Origin of the sequence: Facklamia lactis (genome assembly GCF_015863205.1) — a bacterium.
In the GTDB taxonomy this organism is placed as follows: Bacteria; Bacillota; Bacilli; order Lactobacillales; family Aerococcaceae; genus Facklamia; species Facklamia lactis.
This window is the reverse complement of record NZ_JACBXQ010000006.1, coordinates 185,810-204,470: the sequence shown is the minus strand read 5'-3', so window position 1 is coordinate 204,470 and position 18,661 is coordinate 185,810. Positions and strand designations below refer to the sequence as shown.

The window sequence follows — 18,661 nt, the reverse complement described above, 5'->3', positions numbered from 1 at the left end:
TTTCGATAACATTTTGTTTTTTTTCGTTATTTTGGGCAAAAAAAAGACAAAAGAATTGATTTCATTCAGCCTCAGCTATCTCAATCTTTTGTTTTAATTGCCAAAATTGCGAACCGGACAATATTTCGGCGCTATTTTGAATTCAATATCCACTCTATGCGTTCATATACTATATAACACAAATTATCTCCTGTCAATGATTATTACTAAAAAAGCAGCTTTACACAAAGCTGCTCGGTTCCTTATTTTGGCTCTAATAAATATTTGGCTTCATTACTATGAGTCAGGCCAACAAACAAATTTCCTTCTTCTATTTTAAGATGGGGTTCAATATTTACATTAAAACCTTCCATTTTTCTGTTTTTAACTGCAATAAGATTAATATCATAATTTTTACGAAAATCTACTTCTTCAATGGTTTTACCAATCCAGTGTTTACGAGCGCTGAATTCCACAATATGACTCGACTCATCTAACTGGATTAAGTCTAATACTGAGTCACTCGTCAATTCATTCCCAAACCGTACACCCATATCCGCTTCTGGTAATATCACTCGATCAACACCTAACTTAAGTAGGATTTCTTTATATTCAGCTTTCCGAGTTTTAGCAATAATCATGGGGATATTTAGCTTCTGCAAAGCAATTAATGTAGTGATCGTATTATCAAACTTTGCTGATGAAGCGATAATTGCAATATCCGCTTCTCCTACTCCTGCTTCAGCTAACACTTCATACTTAGTAAAGTCTCCTTGTACAGCAAAATCAACATCATCTGCAATTGCTTCAACCAACTCCATCTCACGATCAATGGCTATTACTTGTTGGTGATTTTCAGCCAAAGTACGGGCCAATGCAGTTCCAAATAGTCCTAAACCCAAAACAGCAATAATTTCTTTTGACATAATTTCTTCCTCTTTCCACTATCCGATCATCATCTGGCCAGTTGGGAATTTAATTTTAGAAGGTTTACGATTCATATTTGCTGACCAAAAAACGGTTAATAAACCTATACGACCAATTAACATCAATAAAATCAAAACCATTTTTCCTACAATTGATAAATTAGGAGTTAAACCCATGGTTAATCCAACCGTTGAAAAACAAGAGATCACATCAACTAAAATATATTCCACTCCATAACCTTCTGGGATTGTTTCAGTGTTTAATAAAATAAACGTTACACTTGTAATTAATAACATACCTGAAATCATAATAAAAATAGATTTGACAACTGCTTCTTGCGAAATTGTGCGTCTGAAAATGACGGTCCCTTTACGACGAATTGCCGATAAAGCTTGTATGATCACAACAGCTAAAGTAGTTGTCTTAACGCCACCCCCCGTAGAACCGGAAGAAGCCCCAATAAACATTAAAACTAAAGTTAAAAAAATCCCTGCAGGTGATAACAACGTATAATCAATATTGGCATAACCGGCAGTTCTAGGAGTCACAGATAAAAAGAAATAATTTAACCAGCGCATTACCGTAGGCTGATCAGAAAACAATCCCATATTGCGTTCTGTTACCGCAAATAGTAAGGTTCCCCCTACTATTAAGATCACAGTCATCATCACCACAATTTTTGTATGCCATAATAATTTGCGCGAGCGGTGATAAGTCAATAGATCACGCCACACAATAAATCCTAAACCACCTGTTATAATTAAACTACTAATCGTTAATAATACGATTGGGTTACCTTGATGGCCAATTAATGAGTCACCAAAAAGATCAAAGCCTGCATTACAAAAAGCAGAAACACTATGAAAAACAGCAAAATATATCCCTTTTAACCATCCCATACGTGGAATAAAATCATACGATAAGAAGATCGCTCCAAACAATTGAATGATAAATGAAAAACGTATAATATGGATCAAAATATATTTAACTTGTGAAATATCTGAGATATTTAAAGATTCCAAAAGGACTTTATGGGATCTTAAATTAATCTTTTTACCTAACAGTAAAAAGATAGTCACCCATAGAGTCATAAAGCCTAAACCTCCAATTTCAATTAAAATTAAAATCAGCGTCCAACCCCAATAATTCCAATGTTCCATCGTATTGACTGTAACATTCCCTGTCACACATACAGCAGAAACAGCTGTAAATAACGCATCGATAAATGGTGTTTCTTGCCCTGAATTAGTCACAAACGAGCTCTGCAACACTAAACCACCTAACAAAGAAATCAATGAAAACATTCCAATAATAACAAAAGGAGCCGTTAACCGATTTCTGAACTTCTTAAGTTTTGTTAACAACTATGGGTCGCTTCCTCTCCTGAATCAAAATAAATCTCAAAATAATAAATGTAATTTAGCATATCCATTTACGACTATCAATCAATTTATTCTTAACAGACCTGTTAAAATGAAAAATTATTTCATTCTTATCGATCTTAAAATCCAATAGCCTTTAGACCTTGTCACCATTTCCACATTGTCAAAAACTGACTCCATATACTTTTCCATTGAAGGCGCTCCCTGTTTTTTTTGAATCACTAGCCATAATTCCCCATCACTTGCCAAACTATCTTTGGCCTTATCAACAAAGGTCTGAATGACTCCCTTCCCCGCTCTGATAGGAGGATTCGTCAATACAAACTGAGAATCAGGGATAGAATCTATACTAGTAACATCTTGCTGGATGAATTCAACATTCGGCGTCTGATTTAATCGTGCATTTTGTTTAGCCAAACTAACGGCCCTACCATTCAACTCATAGCCTTGCACGGATATACTTGGATATAGACTTCCGAGAATGATACTAATTGGCCCGTATCCCGAACCTAATTCAACAATCGTACTAGAAGAATTAATCGACGAATATCTTTCACTAAAACTCTCAATTAATAAGCGAGAACCAAAATCAACCCGCCCTTTTGAAAAGACACCTGCGTCCGTATAAAAACTAAATTTTTTCCCACAGATTTGTGTTTCAACTAACTGCTCCTGATGCTGACTATTAGGTACTTCACTGAAATAATGATCTGACATCTGATCATTCCCCCATCCTTAAATTTCATTTCATATCTTATCATTATTAAGAAAAAAGTGATACACTAGTGTTAATTCTATGAGGAGGTTTTTCCATGATTAAACTCTTTGCATCAGACTTAGATGGCACACTGTTGGACGCCAATCACCAAATCAGTCCAAGAACAGCCCAAGCTATTACAAACATGCAAAATAACGGCATTGAATTTATTGTAGCGACTGGGCGTGACCGTTATTCCACTCAAAAAATACTAGAAGCTGCTAAAATAAAATGCTACACCATTAACCACAATGGCGGTGCTATTTATAATTTATCAGGAGAAATAATTTTTAGTCAGCCTCTTGATCCAGATAGTCAAAACATCATACTAGAAGACCTCAATCAAAGAAAGATGGAGTATTCCATTATGGGAGAACATAGCTTCTATGTCGCTGATGTCCAAGCGTTCTATGAACGAGTAAGCCACTATATTAGCAAAAAAGGGCACAAATCTAATGGCGAAGATATCACTAACGCTCAACTAGCTGATCAATTTGGGAATATCAAGAGTCTCGCTGACCTCAATCCAGCAGAAGAAACTATCTATAAAATCATGGCAATGTCTACTCAACCACATGAATTATCCAATTTTAAAAAAGTTTGGGAAAAAAATCCCACTATCGATATTACCTCTTCTGGAAAAGATAACATAGAGATCACTCACAAAAAAGCTCAAAAAGGAATGGCTATTCAAAAGTACATTCAAGAAAAAGGATTTTCAATGAATGAAGTGGCTGCCATAGGGGATTCTCTTAATGATCGATCCATGTTACAAATGGCTGGCTACTCTTATGCCATGTCCAATGCCAGTGACCAGGTAAAAAAGCTAGCAAAATTTATTGCCCCTCCTAATGATGAAGAAGGAGTTGCTCAAATTATTGAATCGATCCTAGAAAATAATAAGGAGTATTAAGATGAAGCGGCTAATTTATTTTATCTTTTTTTGGGGATTCTCTAGTTTATTCCTTACTTCTTGCATAAATCACACTGAAGAAAATAATCAAACTAACCAAGTAACAGACGTTAACAAAATGGAGAAAGACGAAAAGGAAAGTCTTTATGAAAGTTACGATCAAATTGAAATTCAAAACGGAAAGGACTTTTCCTCTCCCTCTCAAATGTCACAGTTACAAGAAATTGACACACAAGATCAATATGAAGAGATCATTGAAACTTCCAATCAAGAAGCTCAAGTGATCTATGTCGGCTTTAATGATTGTCCCTACTGTAGAGCTTTTCTTCCAAAATTAGATTTACTAGCTTCTTCATATAAAGTCAACTATCATTACTATAATACTGATCTACGAGCTAAAGATATGAACTTTTCTTCCGTTATCAATGACTTTTTAAATATTACAACGGTTCCTCATGCCTTTGTCATTAAGAACGAAAAAATTATTGCAACAATTGATAATTCTTCTTCTATGGAAGAGATAGAAAATTTTATTAAAATAGCCAGCAAAAAATAAATAACCCCTTAGCTCAATGCTAAGGGGTTTTATAGCTTTAGTTTACCGTCTCATCTGATTCAGTTTCATCAACTGACTCTTCACTTTCAGATGAAGAATCGTCTTCTGTTTTCACAGGCGTCATTGTTACTTCTATTTCATTTTCACTAATTTCTTCCGATGTAAAGGTAAACTCTCCTGGAAATTCAGCCTCAACAGCTGGCTGAATTGGGTCAATAAATTCTCCAGTGACTGGATCTGCTTCAACAATATAGGTATATTCTTTACGATCAGCTTCATATTCAATTTCAAGTGTCTCTTCATCATAGGTAACAGCTTGAGTATCGGCTCCAGGTCGAATACCAAAAATAATATCAAATTTACCATCCACCGTTATCGTTTCACCCGCTACAAAAATATCAGGATAAATATTTAAGTAATGATCTATATATTCTCTGGCTTCATCCTGATTACTAAATTCACCTGCCACATAAAAAAGAATATAACGTCCATCTTCCTCAACATCTTCCGCATAAGTTACTCGAACAAGAACAAAATCATCCTCTACGATTTCTTTTTCTGTTTTAAACCGATCCTTGGTTGCTTCATCATTCTCGATCATTTCGATAAATTCATCCGCATCCTTTTCTGAGGTGAAGACATTCGCATTAAAAGTAATAAAATCTCCCTCTAATAAATCAATCATATCTTCATCTTCTAGAACTTCCTCGGTAGAAACCACTTCCAAATCTTCTGGATCATTAGAAATCGTCGTGGTTGTTGGTTCAATCGTTGTTTCCTCTGTATAGGTAGATTCTTCATAAGTAGTAGAGGTATACCAATTATCTTCTGTAGTTTCCCATGTTTCTTCAGTTGTATAGGTTGTTTCCACAGTAGTAGTAGTGGTGGTGGTAGTGGTGGTGGTGGTAGGATCTTCAGTGGCCGTAGCCGTTTTCAATACTGAGCAAGAGCTTCCTAAAGTCAAAGCTGTAAATAACATTAAAACATTTTTTTGGGTTTTCATTTATAAATCCTCCTTTTATCGTCTACTCAACACTATTAATAGTAAAACTAATAATATAATACTCATCACTAAACCAATTCCTACAATCCCTACATTTTCCTGAGGAATTCCTACAGCTACCATACGATCTTTTAATTTAACTTTATCCATCAAATTACTAGAAGCTGTCTTTATCTTACCAAAAATACCTGATGACTGTCTTTCTTTTTTTGTTTCTTCTGCTTTCTTTTTAATAGTTTCTTGTTCCGGATTTTCTGCAATTTGCTTCATCGTTACTTTCGTAACATTTCCATCTTTTTTTTGTTCAAAGTTAAATTGCCCAGGAAATGCTTTCTCAATGGCTTCCTGATAAGGATCTTCTTCTCCAATCTCTATTTCATAGGTATAGTCTGATCGTTCTTCACTATAATAGATTTTTTTTGCTTCACGATCATTAACAAAAGCTAAAGTGTTAACATGTGGTCTAATACCAAAAGCAACATCATAAAGTTGTTTCTGATCCCCTTCAATTAAATAGGGCTCTCCTGTAAAGAATAGGTCTGGATAAATAGATAAGTTATGCTCAATAAACTCCTCTGCTGCTGCTTCACTTTCAAACTCAAAAGGAGCATATAAGACAATTGGCTGACCCGATTCTTTAGCGGTATCTGAATAACTAACATTTAATAAAAAACGCTCATCAGTAGAAATATCTTCAGTCACAAATTGGTCTTTAGTCGATTTTTCAATTTCAAGATACTCTACAAAAGCCTTTAAATCTTTCTTACTACTAAATTCATTAACAGGATAAACAACAATTGGTGTTTCAAAAAGTCCGGCAGATTCATCACGTTTTTCTTTATTACTTCGAGACTCAGGATCCTCAGATTCTTCAGATTCTTTACTCTCTTCTTCTGTATCTTCTAAGCTCCCTTCCCTTTCTTCAACTTGCTGCCCTCTTTCTTCATCAGTAACTTCACCCTCGCTTGTCTCTTCTGACTCATCAGTCTGCGAACTTAATTCTGAAGGTCTAGCAGGACGCGGAACATAAATCGATTCTTCTTCCTGTCCCGAAATTGATTGCATTGAAACTCCTAATAAAGATAATATTACTACTATACTACTAACGCTTTTCATTAAATCTTTCATCGCTTATCTCCCAAAGTTTTTATTATTTAAACTGTTCTCTATTTATAAATTGTACATTAAATTGTTCAAAATTAAAGGAATATTTTACTAAATCCCCTCACTGTTATTCAAAAACTTATAATAAAGATTTTTATCAAGTCAAACCTCTTATATTATACCGAATTTTAAGAATAAATGTAAAAGTTTAGCAACATATTTGCCTAATATACCTTTATTATAGATAAAAAAATCCTAACCAGTCAAATAACTGATTAGGATTTAAACTTTTATTTAGATAAAAAGATTATTTAACTTCTACTGAACCGCCAACTTCTTCAATCTTAGCTTTTAATTCTTCAGCATCTTCTTTAGATAATCCTTCTTTAATCATCTTAGGAGCGTTATCAACTAATTCTTTAGCTTCCTTCAAGCCTAAACCAGTTGCTTCACGTACTGCCTTGATAACTTTAATCTTAGCGTCTCCTACTGATGTCAACTCTACGTCAAATGAAGTTTTTTCTTCCGCTGCAGCTTCTCCACCAGCAGCAGGTCCAGCAGCTACTGCAACAGGAGCAGCAGCAGAAACACCGAATTCTTCTTCAATTGCTTTTACTAAATCGTTCAATTCTACAACAGTTGCTGATTTGATATCTTCAATAATTTGTTCAATATTTAATGCCATTTTTTGTTTCCTCCAAATTTTTTTATTTTAGTTTGTTTTATGAGACCCATCTTTTTAAAGGACTTAAGCAGCGCCTTTTTGATCGATGACTCCGTTTAGTGCATACACCATTTGTTGAGCAGGGTTTGCTTGAGAAAGAACTGAAGCAACATTGCGCATTGGTGCTTGTAATACAGATAGTAACATTGAAAGTAGTTCTTCGCGGCCAGGCATTTTTGCAACTTGTTCAATTGTTTCTTTAGAGGTTGCAACACCTTCTACGATTCCACCACGTATTTCAAGAGTTTCATTATTCTTAGCAAATTCAACAGCAATCTTAGCTGGAGCTACTACATCATCTGAAAAAATAATTGCAGAAGGACCTTTAAATAAATCTTCCGGTACTTCAATGTCTGCTTCAGCAACCGCACGACGTAGCATTGTGTTCTTAACAACTTTCATTTGAACACCTGCATCACGCAATTGTTTACGCAAATCAGTTACTTCTTCAACTGTCAAACCAATATAGTCTACTACAACTGTGGTTGCAGCGTTTTTTAATTGCTCTGCTACTTGAGAAACTTCCTGTGCTTTTGCATTAATTACAGCTTCTTTAACCATACTTATCATTTCACCTCCATAAGAATGATATAGAGATTTTTTTATAAAAAAACCTCTATGTCACCTAGACATAGAGATAGATTCCTAAATAACTGGAACTTCCTCGGTAAGAAATTAAGGCTTACACCACTTACTGTCTTAGGTCGTTTAAAATACTTATATATAATATGAGTTATTTTTTTGTTTGTCAACTTAAAAATAACTATTTTTATAAACTATCTACATTAATTTTGATACCTGGTCCAAAGGTAGTAGATAATGCCAAATTAGTAATATATTCACCCTTGGCAGTTGAAGGCTTGATTCGCATAATTTGTTCGTGTAAAGCTTTAAAGTTTTCAAGCAATTTCTGATCATCAAAAGATACTTTTCCGATTGGAACATTCACAATACCAGCTTTGTCAGCACGATATGTTACTTGTCCGGCTTTAATATCATTAACTGCTTTCGTAACATCCATTGTAACAGTCCCTGTTTTAGGGTTAGGCATTAAACCTTTAGGTCCTAACACACGACCTAAACGTCCAACTTGTCCCATCATATCAGGTGTTGCAACCATCACATCGAATTCTAACCATCCATCATTAATTTTATTAATGAGTTCCTCTTCACCAACAAAATCAGCTCCAGCTGCTTCAGCTTCAGCTGCTTTTTCACCCTTAGCTATGACCACAACTGTTTGAGTTTTACCTGTTCCATGTGGTAATACCATTGCTCCACGGATTTGTTGGTCTGCTTTTTTAACATCAATATTTAAATTGTATGATACTTCTACGGATGCATCAAATTTAGCAAAATCAATTTCTTTTGCTAAGGCAATTGCTTCTGTTGCATCATATTTTTTTGTACGATCTACTTTTTCTTTAGCCGCTACATAGTTTTTGCTTTTTTTAGCCATTAAATTTCCTCCTATATTTGTGGTTATTCGGGGTTTCCCTCCCACACCCGATAGAAACGGGGCGAGAAGCTACGTTTACGATTAGTCTTGTACGGTAATTCCCATTGAACGGGCAGTACCTTCAACCATACGCATTGCAGCTTCTACATCGGCTGCGTTTAAATCTTGCATTTTAATTTCAGCAATTTCGCGAACTTGGTCACGAGTCACAGATGCTACCTTATTTTTATTAGGTTCACCTGAAGCTTTTTGAATACCCGCTGCTTTTTTAAGTAAAACTGGAGCTGGCGGTGTTTTAGTTATAAAACTAAAAGAACGGTCTTCATATACATCGATTACAACTGGAATGATCATTCCTTGTTGTTCTTGTGTCCGAGCATTAAACTCCTTAGTAAAGGACATAATATTCACACCGGCTTGACCTAATGCAGGCCCCACTGGTGGAGCTGGACTTGCTTGTCCTGCAGGAATTTGTAATTTAACTTGAGTAATAACTTTTTTAGCCACGAAGATTCCTCCTTATTTCATTTTTCGTGATGTGGTAATTGGAGTAATCAGACTCCTCCCACCCAATGCACATAATCTTTTACATGCACCGTGATATTATAGAGGAAGTCCATTTGAAATGCAAGCTGTTTTGGTAATAACTATTTAAAAATAAAGCTTCTTATTTTAATAGTTTCAAATAAGAAGCTTTAGAATCTAAAAATATTTATCTAATCTATTTTACCGGCTTCAAATGTTTCACTTTCGAAAGAAAGAAGAAACACGAAATAACCAAGATGACTGTGACGACAAGTCCCCCTTCAAATCCAAACTCAGCTCCATTAATTAAGGCATGTTGCTCATGCGCCTTAGTCACCAAAATAGAACCCGGAAGCACAAGGCCACTTACTTGCACTCCAAAAATTACTCCCATAATAAAGTTCCAGAAAGAATGTGCAGCGCCAGTTAACCAAAGATTGTCCGTGATATAAAATAGTAGTGAAAAAAATATGCCCGCAAGAATCAAGTTGACAATGGCTATCCAAGAAATTCCTGGGTTTGCTAAATGCATTAAACCAAATAAAATAGAATTAATTAATATTGCGGCAAGAACCCCCCAGCGAACAGCAATTCCATTCATCATATAGCCTCTTAATAATACTTCCTCAGACAAACCTTGAATCATAAAACCGATTAATAAAAGCATAAAAGCCATCCCATTTTGTTCAGGATTCATCTGGCTTGAAATGGTGCCTAACAATAAATTAATAAGGTAGGTCAACCCCATGGTTACAGCCGCTACGAGAATGCCGATCCCATATTTCCTAAAGAAATCTTCTGAAGTAAAACCAAAAGAATTACTCTTCCGACCTTGAAACCAACGTGCAAATAGCAAGGCTATTATAATCATAATTAGGGTTAGAAACAGGCTAACATAAGTCATTGATGAGCTTAGGCTCATCTGTTCTTGAATTTGTGAACTAGCCGATGGATCCGTGAAGTCAATGTTTTCTTTACCCATAAATTGAAAAATAAAAGGAATAGATACAATTGCAGTTACAAATATATTGGCAATATACATGATGAACGTTAAAAGTATTGTCATCCAAGGACTGGAGTCTGCTTGTTCTTTTGTTAATAGCATCGAATGATTTAAAGGCCACTTCATAAAATTACCTCCACTTAATTTATTAATTGTTATAAGTTAATCTTAGCGAATTCATAAAAAATTGTAAATATTTAAAAGTCCCTATTTGAATAAAATTCTCCTCTACTTTCTACCATAAACAGACCCTTCCCTTTTCAATACTTTCAGCTACCTTAATGATTCTTTGATTATTAGACCCCCGAAATCTAAGAGACAGATTTCTTTTTTCTTGAAGATACCGACCATCTACTAAAATATCGATTAAAGAAAGTAATTCTTTTTTATCATCTGATTCTTTCAATAACTCTTCCCAAGTATAACCTGTCCAAGTCCAAATATCCTTATCAGCTCCATACATTTTTCTAACCTTCTGACATAGCGGTATTAGGATAGTTGTATTCAGCATGGGTTCTCCTCCTAATAAAGTTAAGCCCTGGCAATAGTCTGCAGATAAATCAGAGATAATCCGATTTTCCAGCTCCTCAGTATAGTCTATTCCGTAATTAAAATTTTGTATTTTTTTATTATAACAACCTGGACAGGCAAATAGACAACCGCTAACATATAAAGAACACCGTACTCCTTCTCCATCCACAAAATTATAAGGCTTATAATCCGCTACTTTATTGCAAGACCAATCTTTCGCCAACCACTCTTTAGCCATCGGGTTTTTAGGTCCAATTATTCGTCTACTGTCCATTTACCCTCATCCTTTTCAAAGTCTGAATGACTTATAGACCGTTTAAAATGTTTAACACGAGCACTAATCTCCTTATGCCTTCCTTCCACCATCGGTCTTAATTGAGGATTGCCTAAATAGCCACAAGTTCTTTTAACAACATCACAAGTTTCTGGATCATTATTCCCACACTCAGGACACATAAATCCTCTATCCGTTGCTTCAAATTCCCCTGAAAAAGTACATTTATAACATTTATCAATGGGAGTATTCGTGCCTAAATAACCGATTCGATCATAGGCATAGTCCCAAACAGCTTCTAAAGCTTTGGGATTTTGTTGCATATTAGGATACTCACAATAATGTATAAACCCTCCAGAACAAAACTTAGGATAGGCTTTTTCAAAGTCAATCTTTTCAAAAGGTGTTGGACTTTTTCTCACATCATAATGAAAAGAATTAGTATAGTACCCTTTAGCTGTTATATGATCAATACGACCAAATTTCTTGCAGTCTAATCGACAAAATCGATCAGTCAGACTTTCTGAAGGTGTTGAATAAACACTAAAATGGTAGCCATATTCATTGCTTAAATCATCTGCTTTTTCTTTTAATCTTTGCATAATTTCCAAAGTAAATGCTTTCGCCTTTGGATTAATTTCCCATTCAGGTCCATAAAAGTGGCACGCTACCTCGTACAATCCAATATAACCTAGCGAAACAGTTGCTCGTTTATTTTTAAAAACCTGATTAACTTCCTCTCCCTCTTTTAATCGAATTCCAAATGCTCCATGTTTAAAAAGAATGGGGGCTTGATTAGGATCGGCTTCTTTCGCGCGATTAACACGATAAACTAAGGCATCCCCCACAATCTTCAATCGTTCTGAGAGAATCTGCCAAAATTTTGACGGGTCTTTTTCAGCTTCTAAAGCAATACGAGGAAGATTTAAACTCACCACTCCAAGATTCATCCTTCCATCATTTACTTCATCTCCATTTTCATCCTGCCAGCCTTGTAGAAAAGAACGACAACCCATTGGAACCTTAAATGAACCTGTCAAATCAATGATACGATCATACATCAAAACGTCGGGATACATTCTCTTAGTTGCACACTGTAAAGCTAACTGCTTAATATCATAATTCGGATCCTTTTTCGTAAGATTCACACCTCTTTTCAAAGTAAAAACCAACTTAGGAAAGATAGCCGTTCTTTTTTCTCTACCTAGTCCTTCTAATCTTACTTTTAAAATGGCTTGTTGAATTTCACGTTCAATCCAAGATTGGCCCAAACCGAAGCCTAAAGTAGTAAAAGGTGTTTGCCCTTGCGAGGTATACAACGTATTAATTTCATATTCAAGGCTTTGCATTGCATCATAAATTTGTTTCTTCGTTTGTTGAATCGCAAACTTGTTTCTTTCTTCCTCATTTTCTATCCACTCTTCAGCTATTTGAAGATTTTTTTGTAAATTTTTTTCAGCAAAAGGGGCTAATACCTCATCAATTCGATTAGCCGATGTCCCTCCATATTGGCTACTCGCTACATTGGCAATAATTTGTGCCATTTGAGCCGTTGCTGTATTAATCGATTGAGGAGATTCTACCTGAGCATTTCCAATTTCAAATCCATTAGCAAACATTTCTTTAAAATCAATCAATGAGCAATTTGTCATCGGAGAGTATGGATTATAGTCTAAATCATGGACATGAATTTCACCTTTACTATGAGCATTGGCAACATGAGCAGGCAACATCTTTAAACCTATTGACTTAGCAACAATGCCCGCTGTTAAATCTCGTTGAGTATTATAAACTCGACTATCCTTATTAGCATTTTCATTAACAATTTGACGATCTTTCTTTAATAACTGCTGAATCCTAAAATTAATATTAGTTTGCTGAGATCTTTCTAAATCACGGTAGACCCGATATGAAATATAAGCTTCTGCAATTGAAATGAGATTTGCCTCTATTAAATAGTGCTCTACAATACTTTGGATTTCATATATTTTTACATCCTCAACATGGCGCTGATAAATTTCTTCTATAATTGCTTGTTCAACATCATTCAAAACTTTTTCTAAAGGTTTCTTAATAGAACCTACACTCGCTAAAGTTGCCTTATTAATCGCTTCTCTAATTTTATGACGATTAAATAAGACTTCCCTTCCATCTCTTTTAATGACTTTAAGTCCTTTTAAAGATTCATTTATCATTTGATATTTTTTTAACATTCTTCTGCCTCCTACACAATATGTTGTGCTACAAATGAATATTATACATATATATTGTGTTAGTCAAGGTTGTAAACAAAAATTTTAATTATTTAATTTTTAAATAATTACAAAATAAAAAAAAGCAGCCTCTTACCTCTCAGACTGCCCTTCTCCATGTCGCTATTTACGTTGATAACGTAAAAGACGAATATATAATGCTAGTGCTAACAAAAAAATTAATGCAACCACCATATAAAAAATAGGATGTCGCAAACTAAAATTGGAACTTGGATGATGCTGGGTTAATAGACCCATAAAATAAATAAGAGGTGCTATCATAATCATATGATTGCCATACATTATAAACAAATAACAAGCAAACGCCAGAATACTCAATAAAACTCCAATACCTGTTAAGAACATCCCCGCTCTAGTAGGTGCGAACCCAAGACTCACCAAGTAACTATAAAAAGTCACTAAGCTTACAACCAGTATCCATCCTGTATAGAGGCCTACCGGGTATTTTAATATCCATACATTATCTCTCAATGTCAAATTTGAGGATACTAATTTCATTAAATCAATCAACTTTCTCAAATAAATTAAGCTCAATATCATCGAAAAAAGATGAGAGCCTCTACCCCATAACATCACCAATACAAGATGATATAAAAACAACTCAACGTATCGTGGTGCTACTAGATTTTTATAAGAAGTAATCATTCGATCTGACCCAAGGGAATGGCATCCAATGAAGATACAAGCAGAAAGCCAAATAAAAATAATGGGCCATAGTATCAATACATAAGATGACGGAACTAATATGTGAGAATTTTTAAATATACTTTCAAATAAATTCATTCGAAGCTTTGGAACTATTATCATTGATAAATGAAAAATAGTCGTAATAACATACATGATCTGTGCTACATAATAATATAGAGGATATTTCTTTCCCCCCATAAAACCAATCCTCTCATCAATGATTAGTAATTAGCCTTATTGACCTGAGAAAATTCTAATTCTGCAACGGTTTCCCGTCCAAACATTTCAATCACAACTTTTAATTTTTGAGTGTCTTCATTAATTTCTTCAATTTCACCCGTCATTCCTGAAAAGGCTCCATCAGTTATTTCCACATGATCCCCAACTTCAACTTCTAATTTAACTTTTTCAACAGGAGTCTCACCTAAAATACTAGCAATTTCATCCTCCAATAAAGGGGCTGGTTTAGAACCTGCTCCATGTGAACCGACAAACCCGGTTACACCAGGTGTATTTCTAACGATAAACCACGATTCATCAGTCATAATCATTTCGACTAATACATAGCCCGGAAACGTTTTTTGAATTTTAGTTTTCTTTTCCCCATCATGCATCTCTGTTATTTCTTTCTCAGGAACCGCAACATTAAAAATATAATCTTCCATATTCATACTTTCTGCTCGCATCATAATATTTTCTTTGACCTTATTTTCATAGCCTGAATATGTGTGTAATACAAACCATTCTTTTTCCATATTTCTTCCTCTCCCTTTTACTAATCAATATTTTTAATCAAAATAAAAAACCTACCTATAATAAAAGTAGGTCTGCTTCTACTGAGCTAATTATACCACGAATACCAAAATATTAAACAATTTTATCCTTTTGCCCCTAATCTAACAATCCAATTAACAAATTCATTAAAAGCAAAATCTGTCACTGCAAAATATAATGAAAAGAAAACCACCATTGATATAACTGTCCATGTAAATTTATTCGTATCTTTAATTGAAGGCCAAGTGACCTTTTTCATTTCAGAAGCTACTCCACTAAAATAATTCATCATTATCCTTCTTTCGATCTTTATTTCGTTTGCTTATGAACCGTATGTTGATTACAATTTTTACAAAATTTCTTAATTTCAAGTCGGGTACTTTGGCCCATTTGTGTGGGTGTCATCTGATAATTGCGATTGCCACAAACACTACAAGCCAACGCCGCTTTTTTTTGAGCCATGATATTCCCCCTTTAATAGACGTCAAATCTAATCATAAATTTTCACCTATTGCTTGTCAAGCTTATTTCTATAATACAAATGGTTCTTTAAAACATTGATCTTTTATCAAAATAATATTTTACACCTTTTTAAACCTTTGAATACCAACAAAAAGCAAGATAACGACTTGCTCTCAAAAATTATCTATGCTTATTAATAAAATCAATGCGACCTGAAGCTCTTGCATAATTTTGATAATGGTCTGGGTTAGTTCGATAAAAATCTTGATGGTATTCTTCAGCTCTATAAAATTCTTGTGCAGGTGTAATAGGAACCACAATAGGTTTCGAAAACCTAGCAGATTGATCTAATAATTTTTTAGATAATTCTGCTTTTTCCTTTTGTTCTTTATTAGTATAGAATATTTCTGGCCGATAAGAAGATCCTCGATCACCAAATTGACCCTCAGCATCAGTTGGATCAATGGATGACCAAAATATATCTAATAATTGATCATATGAAATTTTTTCTACATCATAGATAATTTTTACAGCTTCGGTATGTCCTGTTTCTCCCGTACATACTTCCCTATAAGTTGGATCCTTCATATGACCACCTGTGTAGCCGGATTGAACGGAAATAACTCCTTCCCATTGGTCAAAAGGATGAACCATACACCAAAAACAACCCCCTGCAAATATTGCAATCTCTTGTAACATATTATCACTCCTCTATCCTAATATTATAGGTATTTTTAAGCTAATGTTAGCAATATGCTCTGCCTCCTTAGCTTAAGAACTCTAACAGACTACTCCTAACTATATAGAAATCATACAGCTTTAGTCCCGAGATTTTTTGAATATTATAATATATAATAAAGCATAAATAATATAGATGATGACATAGGAGGAATATTAATGAAAAAATATAAACACTTATTTTGTTTTCTAATGACTTTACTCGTGTTCTCTTTATCGTCAAATTCTTCGGAGATTATTGCTACCAATGAAACCATCAATGACCCGATCCATACAATTTCAGCCGATTTGGCTATTTTTCCCTTAGAAATTAGCTCTTCATCTCAAAAAGAAATTCAAATCGATATTCCTGAGTTACCTCAAAAAGTCAAAGAAAAAATAGAAATAAACTATACAATAGAAGATGGTATCCTTACTCTTACAAGTTCCCCCATTAAAAACTTGATTTCTTTTGATTCCTTTAACTTGTTTAATACCAAAAGTCAGCCCATCCGTATTACTTTACCCCAAAATTTTGTTTTAAAAAACTTGACTGTTCATTCTAACCTAGACAGTGTTTCTTTAACTGATATTAAAATTCAAGAAGCAACTATTCATCTTGATATGGGGGAACTTTCTCTGACAAATTCTGAATTTGAAAATTTAACGGCTAATTTAAATATGGGAAATCTAAAAGCTAAACAACTCACAGCCAAAGGATCAGACATTCAATTAGATATGGGAAACTTTACAGGAACGGCAACATTAATAGGACAACATAATTTAGATGTTTCAATGGGTAATATTGAATTAGACTTGCTACAAAAAAAATCTCTTACTACTGTCAATTCAGATGTATCATTAGGGTCCTTCAAGACTGATGAAACTTTAGATGCTCAATCATCAATTATTACAGAAGATCCTTCAACAATCACTCTTGAAGTGGATATGGGAAACGTCACACTAAATTTTAGCAAATAAATTAAAAAAGGAAGGCCTAAATCTAGGCCTTCCTTTCTAATTAAATAAGTCTGTAAAATACCTTCTTGTTGAATCCCAAAATTTCCCTATGTTTTCTTGAACTGCGTGCCACATCTGATTAACTTTCGTAGCAACTTCAATATCTTCTCCAGTCATTACCGTTACTGCATTTCCTGAGCCTGACGGAATAACGGGTAAGGTATAATCCGCTATATTTACTTGAACTTTTCCTACTTCTATTCCAGAAGAAACAGGTGCCGAAATATACCCAGATTCTTTAACATCTTCATTAGGGTCAAATGTATAAGTAAGACGAGGTGCTGTATCAATAATAGGTACCACAAGATTTAAGTCTCGTTTATATTCTAAATCTACGTGGTCCTTTGTTCCATTTTCTACTAAAATCGCATCTACTTGGCTAGCAGAATTATTTTTTTTGATAACTGTTTCAACACGATATGCATTAAAACTGTAATCGACTAAATGCTTATTTTTCTGATAAATAGCTGATTCTTCATCTACCCCTAGTATCACTACAATGGTTCGAAAATTACCTCTTTTTGCACTGATAACCGAACTATAGCCATCCTTAGGTGAAGAACCCAGTACCATACCATCGATAATATCATATGCGTACTTAGAGTCTGCCTCGCTAATCATTTTATTAGGATTATTGATTTCAAATTCATCCGAGCTTCCTTCTTGAAATAACATTTTTGCGATACTACTATTTTCAATAAATTGTGGGTAATCGACACTTAAGTGATAAGCAATTGTCGCCACAGCTTCTGCATTTAAACGGTTAAATTCACCTGCTAAATTTGAGTCTTTATCATTAGGATCATATTGGGAAGATAAGCCCGTTGCATTGACAATGTTATAACTTTCTATTTGCCACTTATCAAGTTGATCTCGCATGATCTTAACAAAGTTTTTTTCTGTCCCTCCGACCAACTCCGCCAAAGCTAAAGTGGCACTATTTGCGGATGAAACGGTCGCTGCTTGTAATAGATCCTCTATTTTATAAGGGATATCTTGTCTAAGAGGAACATTCGGAATATCGTAATCTTGACTCATTTCATAAACCCGATCAGATATCCAAACCTCTTGACTCAGTTCAATCTTATTTTGATCAAGCGCTTGATAAACAAGATAAATCGTTAATAATTTACTTACGGCAGCGACTTCTACCTCCTGATCTGATAAATGAGAATAAAGAATTTGTCCATTTTCACCATCAATGATAAAAGCACCTTTTGCTTTTTCCAATACTGGCATCCCTGCTAAAAGGGTCTCCGGTATATTTTTATTCCCTTCATCTTCAGCTTCTTCAGGATAGATAGAACTAGGATCGTTAAATGAATTTACTTGGGCTCGGACTCCTTTATAGCAAATTGCTAAAATCAACAGTATCAATACACTGCTTATCAATATTTTCATTAATCTCTTCATTGTCCTCACCTATTAATTATTTTTCATTCACTTCATAAATCACGCATTTTTTATTATACCTAATAACCTCAATCTTTTGTAGGTTAGAGAATATTGATGTAGAGCCAATCATTAAAAGAGTCACAAAATAGATTAATTTTTGATCTCTTGTTCCCGTAGATCGGTTACCTTATATCCA

At 34.5% G+C, this 18,661-nt stretch carries 21 protein-coding genes and 1 other annotated feature; of the genes, 3 read left to right on the top strand and 18 right to left on the bottom strand.

The window, feature by feature from the left end:
- Nucleotides 1-242: 242 nt before the first annotated feature.
- The 3 genes from HZY91_RS10280 to HZY91_RS10270 form a co-directional block, all read right to left on the bottom strand.
- A complete protein-coding gene (locus HZY91_RS10280; protein ID WP_197116166.1) occupies nt 243-905 on the bottom strand; it encodes a potassium channel family protein in 663 nt (220 codons plus the stop codon).
- An 18-nt stretch (nt 906-923) separates the two neighbouring features.
- Nucleotides 924-2,270 (bottom strand): TrkH family potassium uptake protein, encoded by a 1,347-nt coding sequence (locus HZY91_RS10275; protein ID WP_197116165.1) that lies wholly within the window; start codon nt 2,268-2,270, stop codon nt 924-926.
- Between the two features lie 117 nt (nt 2,271-2,387).
- A complete protein-coding gene (locus HZY91_RS10270; protein WP_197116164.1) occupies nt 2,388-3,005 on the bottom strand; it encodes a class I SAM-dependent methyltransferase in 618 nt (205 codons plus the stop codon).
- Between the two features lie 95 nt (nt 3,006-3,100).
- Between HZY91_RS10270 and HZY91_RS10265 the strand changes: the two genes are divergently transcribed.
- Together HZY91_RS10265 and HZY91_RS10260 are read left to right on the top strand one after the other, a co-directional pair.
- A complete protein-coding gene (locus tag HZY91_RS10265; protein WP_197116163.1) occupies nt 3,101-3,958 on the top strand; it encodes an HAD family hydrolase in 858 nt (285 codons plus the stop codon).
- A gap of 1 nt (nt 3,959) precedes the next feature.
- The gene (locus HZY91_RS10260; RefSeq protein ID WP_197116162.1) at nt 3,960-4,514 is read left to right on the top strand and encodes a thioredoxin family protein; all 555 of its coding nucleotides are present in this window, start codon (nt 3,960-3,962) and stop codon (nt 4,512-4,514) included.
- 37 nt (nt 4,515-4,551) lie between these two features.
- Here HZY91_RS10260 and HZY91_RS10255 read toward each other — a convergent pair whose 3' ends face one another.
- From HZY91_RS10255 to msrA, 14 genes are all read right to left on the bottom strand, one after another.
- Nucleotides 4,552-5,517, bottom strand: a complete 966-nt coding sequence (locus HZY91_RS10255) for a hypothetical protein (protein WP_197116161.1) — start codon at nt 5,515-5,517, stop codon at nt 4,552-4,554.
- 15 nt (nt 5,518-5,532) lie between these two features.
- Nucleotides 5,533-6,645 carry a hypothetical protein gene (locus HZY91_RS10250; protein WP_197116160.1) on the bottom strand — a complete coding sequence of 371 codons (1,113 nt, stop codon included), beginning with the start codon at nt 6,643-6,645 and terminating at the stop codon, nt 5,533-5,535.
- Nucleotides 6,646-6,928: 283 nt separating this feature from the next.
- A complete protein-coding gene (rplL, locus tag HZY91_RS10245) occupies nt 6,929-7,306 on the bottom strand; it encodes a 50S ribosomal protein L7/L12 (RefSeq protein WP_197116159.1) in 378 nt (125 codons plus the stop codon).
- Nucleotides 7,307-7,369: 63 nt separating this feature from the next.
- On the bottom strand, nt 7,370-7,906 hold the full coding sequence (gene rplJ, locus HZY91_RS10240; RefSeq protein ID WP_197116185.1) for a 50S ribosomal protein L10: 537 nt from the start codon (nt 7,904-7,906) through the stop codon (nt 7,370-7,372).
- 37 nt (nt 7,907-7,943) lie between these two features.
- Nucleotides 7,944-8,067 (bottom strand) — a sequence feature (ribosomal protein L10 leader region).
- A 47-nt stretch (nt 8,068-8,114) separates the two neighbouring features.
- Nucleotides 8,115-8,804: a 50S ribosomal protein L1 gene (gene rplA, locus HZY91_RS10235; protein ID WP_197116158.1), complete on the bottom strand. Its 690-nt coding sequence runs from the start codon at nt 8,802-8,804 to the stop codon at nt 8,115-8,117.
- An 81-nt stretch (nt 8,805-8,885) separates the two neighbouring features.
- Nucleotides 8,886-9,311 (bottom strand): 50S ribosomal protein L11, encoded by a 426-nt coding sequence (gene rplK / locus HZY91_RS10230; protein WP_197116157.1) that lies wholly within the window; start codon nt 9,309-9,311, stop codon nt 8,886-8,888.
- 214 nt (nt 9,312-9,525) lie between these two features.
- Complete coding sequence (locus HZY91_RS10225) at nt 9,526-10,458, bottom strand: CPBP family intramembrane glutamic endopeptidase (protein ID WP_197116156.1); 933 nt, start codon at nt 10,456-10,458, stop codon at nt 9,526-9,528.
- A gap of 109 nt (nt 10,459-10,567) precedes the next feature.
- Nucleotides 10,568-11,137, bottom strand: a complete 570-nt coding sequence (gene nrdG, locus HZY91_RS10220; RefSeq protein WP_197116155.1) for an anaerobic ribonucleoside-triphosphate reductase activating protein — start codon at nt 11,135-11,137, stop codon at nt 10,568-10,570.
- Nucleotides 11,119-13,350, bottom strand: a complete 2,232-nt coding sequence (nrdD, locus tag HZY91_RS10215) for an anaerobic ribonucleoside-triphosphate reductase (RefSeq protein WP_197116154.1) — start codon at nt 13,348-13,350, stop codon at nt 11,119-11,121. The genes nrdG and nrdD overlap by 19 nt, the downstream gene beginning before the upstream one ends.
- A gap of 162 nt (nt 13,351-13,512) precedes the next feature.
- On the bottom strand, nt 13,513-14,295 hold the full coding sequence (locus HZY91_RS10210) for a TspO-related membrane protein (protein ID WP_197116153.1): 783 nt from the start codon (nt 14,293-14,295) through the stop codon (nt 13,513-13,515).
- Between the two features lie 23 nt (nt 14,296-14,318).
- Complete coding sequence (nusG, locus tag HZY91_RS10205; protein WP_197116152.1) at nt 14,319-14,852, bottom strand: transcription termination/antitermination protein NusG; 534 nt, start codon at nt 14,850-14,852, stop codon at nt 14,319-14,321.
- A gap of 122 nt (nt 14,853-14,974) precedes the next feature.
- Nucleotides 14,975-15,160, bottom strand: coding sequence for a preprotein translocase subunit SecE (gene secE, locus HZY91_RS10200; protein ID WP_197116151.1), 186 nt, complete (start codon nt 15,158-15,160; stop codon nt 14,975-14,977).
- 20 nt (nt 15,161-15,180) lie between these two features.
- Complete coding sequence (gene rpmG, locus HZY91_RS10195) at nt 15,181-15,333, bottom strand: 50S ribosomal protein L33 (RefSeq protein ID WP_197116150.1); 153 nt, start codon at nt 15,331-15,333, stop codon at nt 15,181-15,183.
- 180 nt (nt 15,334-15,513) lie between these two features.
- A complete protein-coding gene (msrA, locus tag HZY91_RS10190) occupies nt 15,514-16,032 on the bottom strand; it encodes a peptide-methionine (S)-S-oxide reductase MsrA (protein WP_197116149.1) in 519 nt (172 codons plus the stop codon).
- 198 nt (nt 16,033-16,230) lie between these two features.
- Between msrA and HZY91_RS10185 the strand changes: the two genes are divergently transcribed.
- The gene (locus HZY91_RS10185; RefSeq protein WP_197116148.1) at nt 16,231-17,031 is read left to right on the top strand and encodes a DUF4097 family beta strand repeat-containing protein; all 801 of its coding nucleotides are present in this window, start codon (nt 16,231-16,233) and stop codon (nt 17,029-17,031) included.
- A 36-nt stretch (nt 17,032-17,067) separates the two neighbouring features.
- Here HZY91_RS10185 and HZY91_RS10180 read toward each other — a convergent pair whose 3' ends face one another.
- The gene (locus HZY91_RS10180) at nt 17,068-18,483 is read right to left on the bottom strand and encodes a serine hydrolase (RefSeq protein ID WP_218958251.1); all 1,416 of its coding nucleotides are present in this window, start codon (nt 18,481-18,483) and stop codon (nt 17,068-17,070) included.
- Nucleotides 18,484-18,661: the final 178 nt, after the last annotated feature.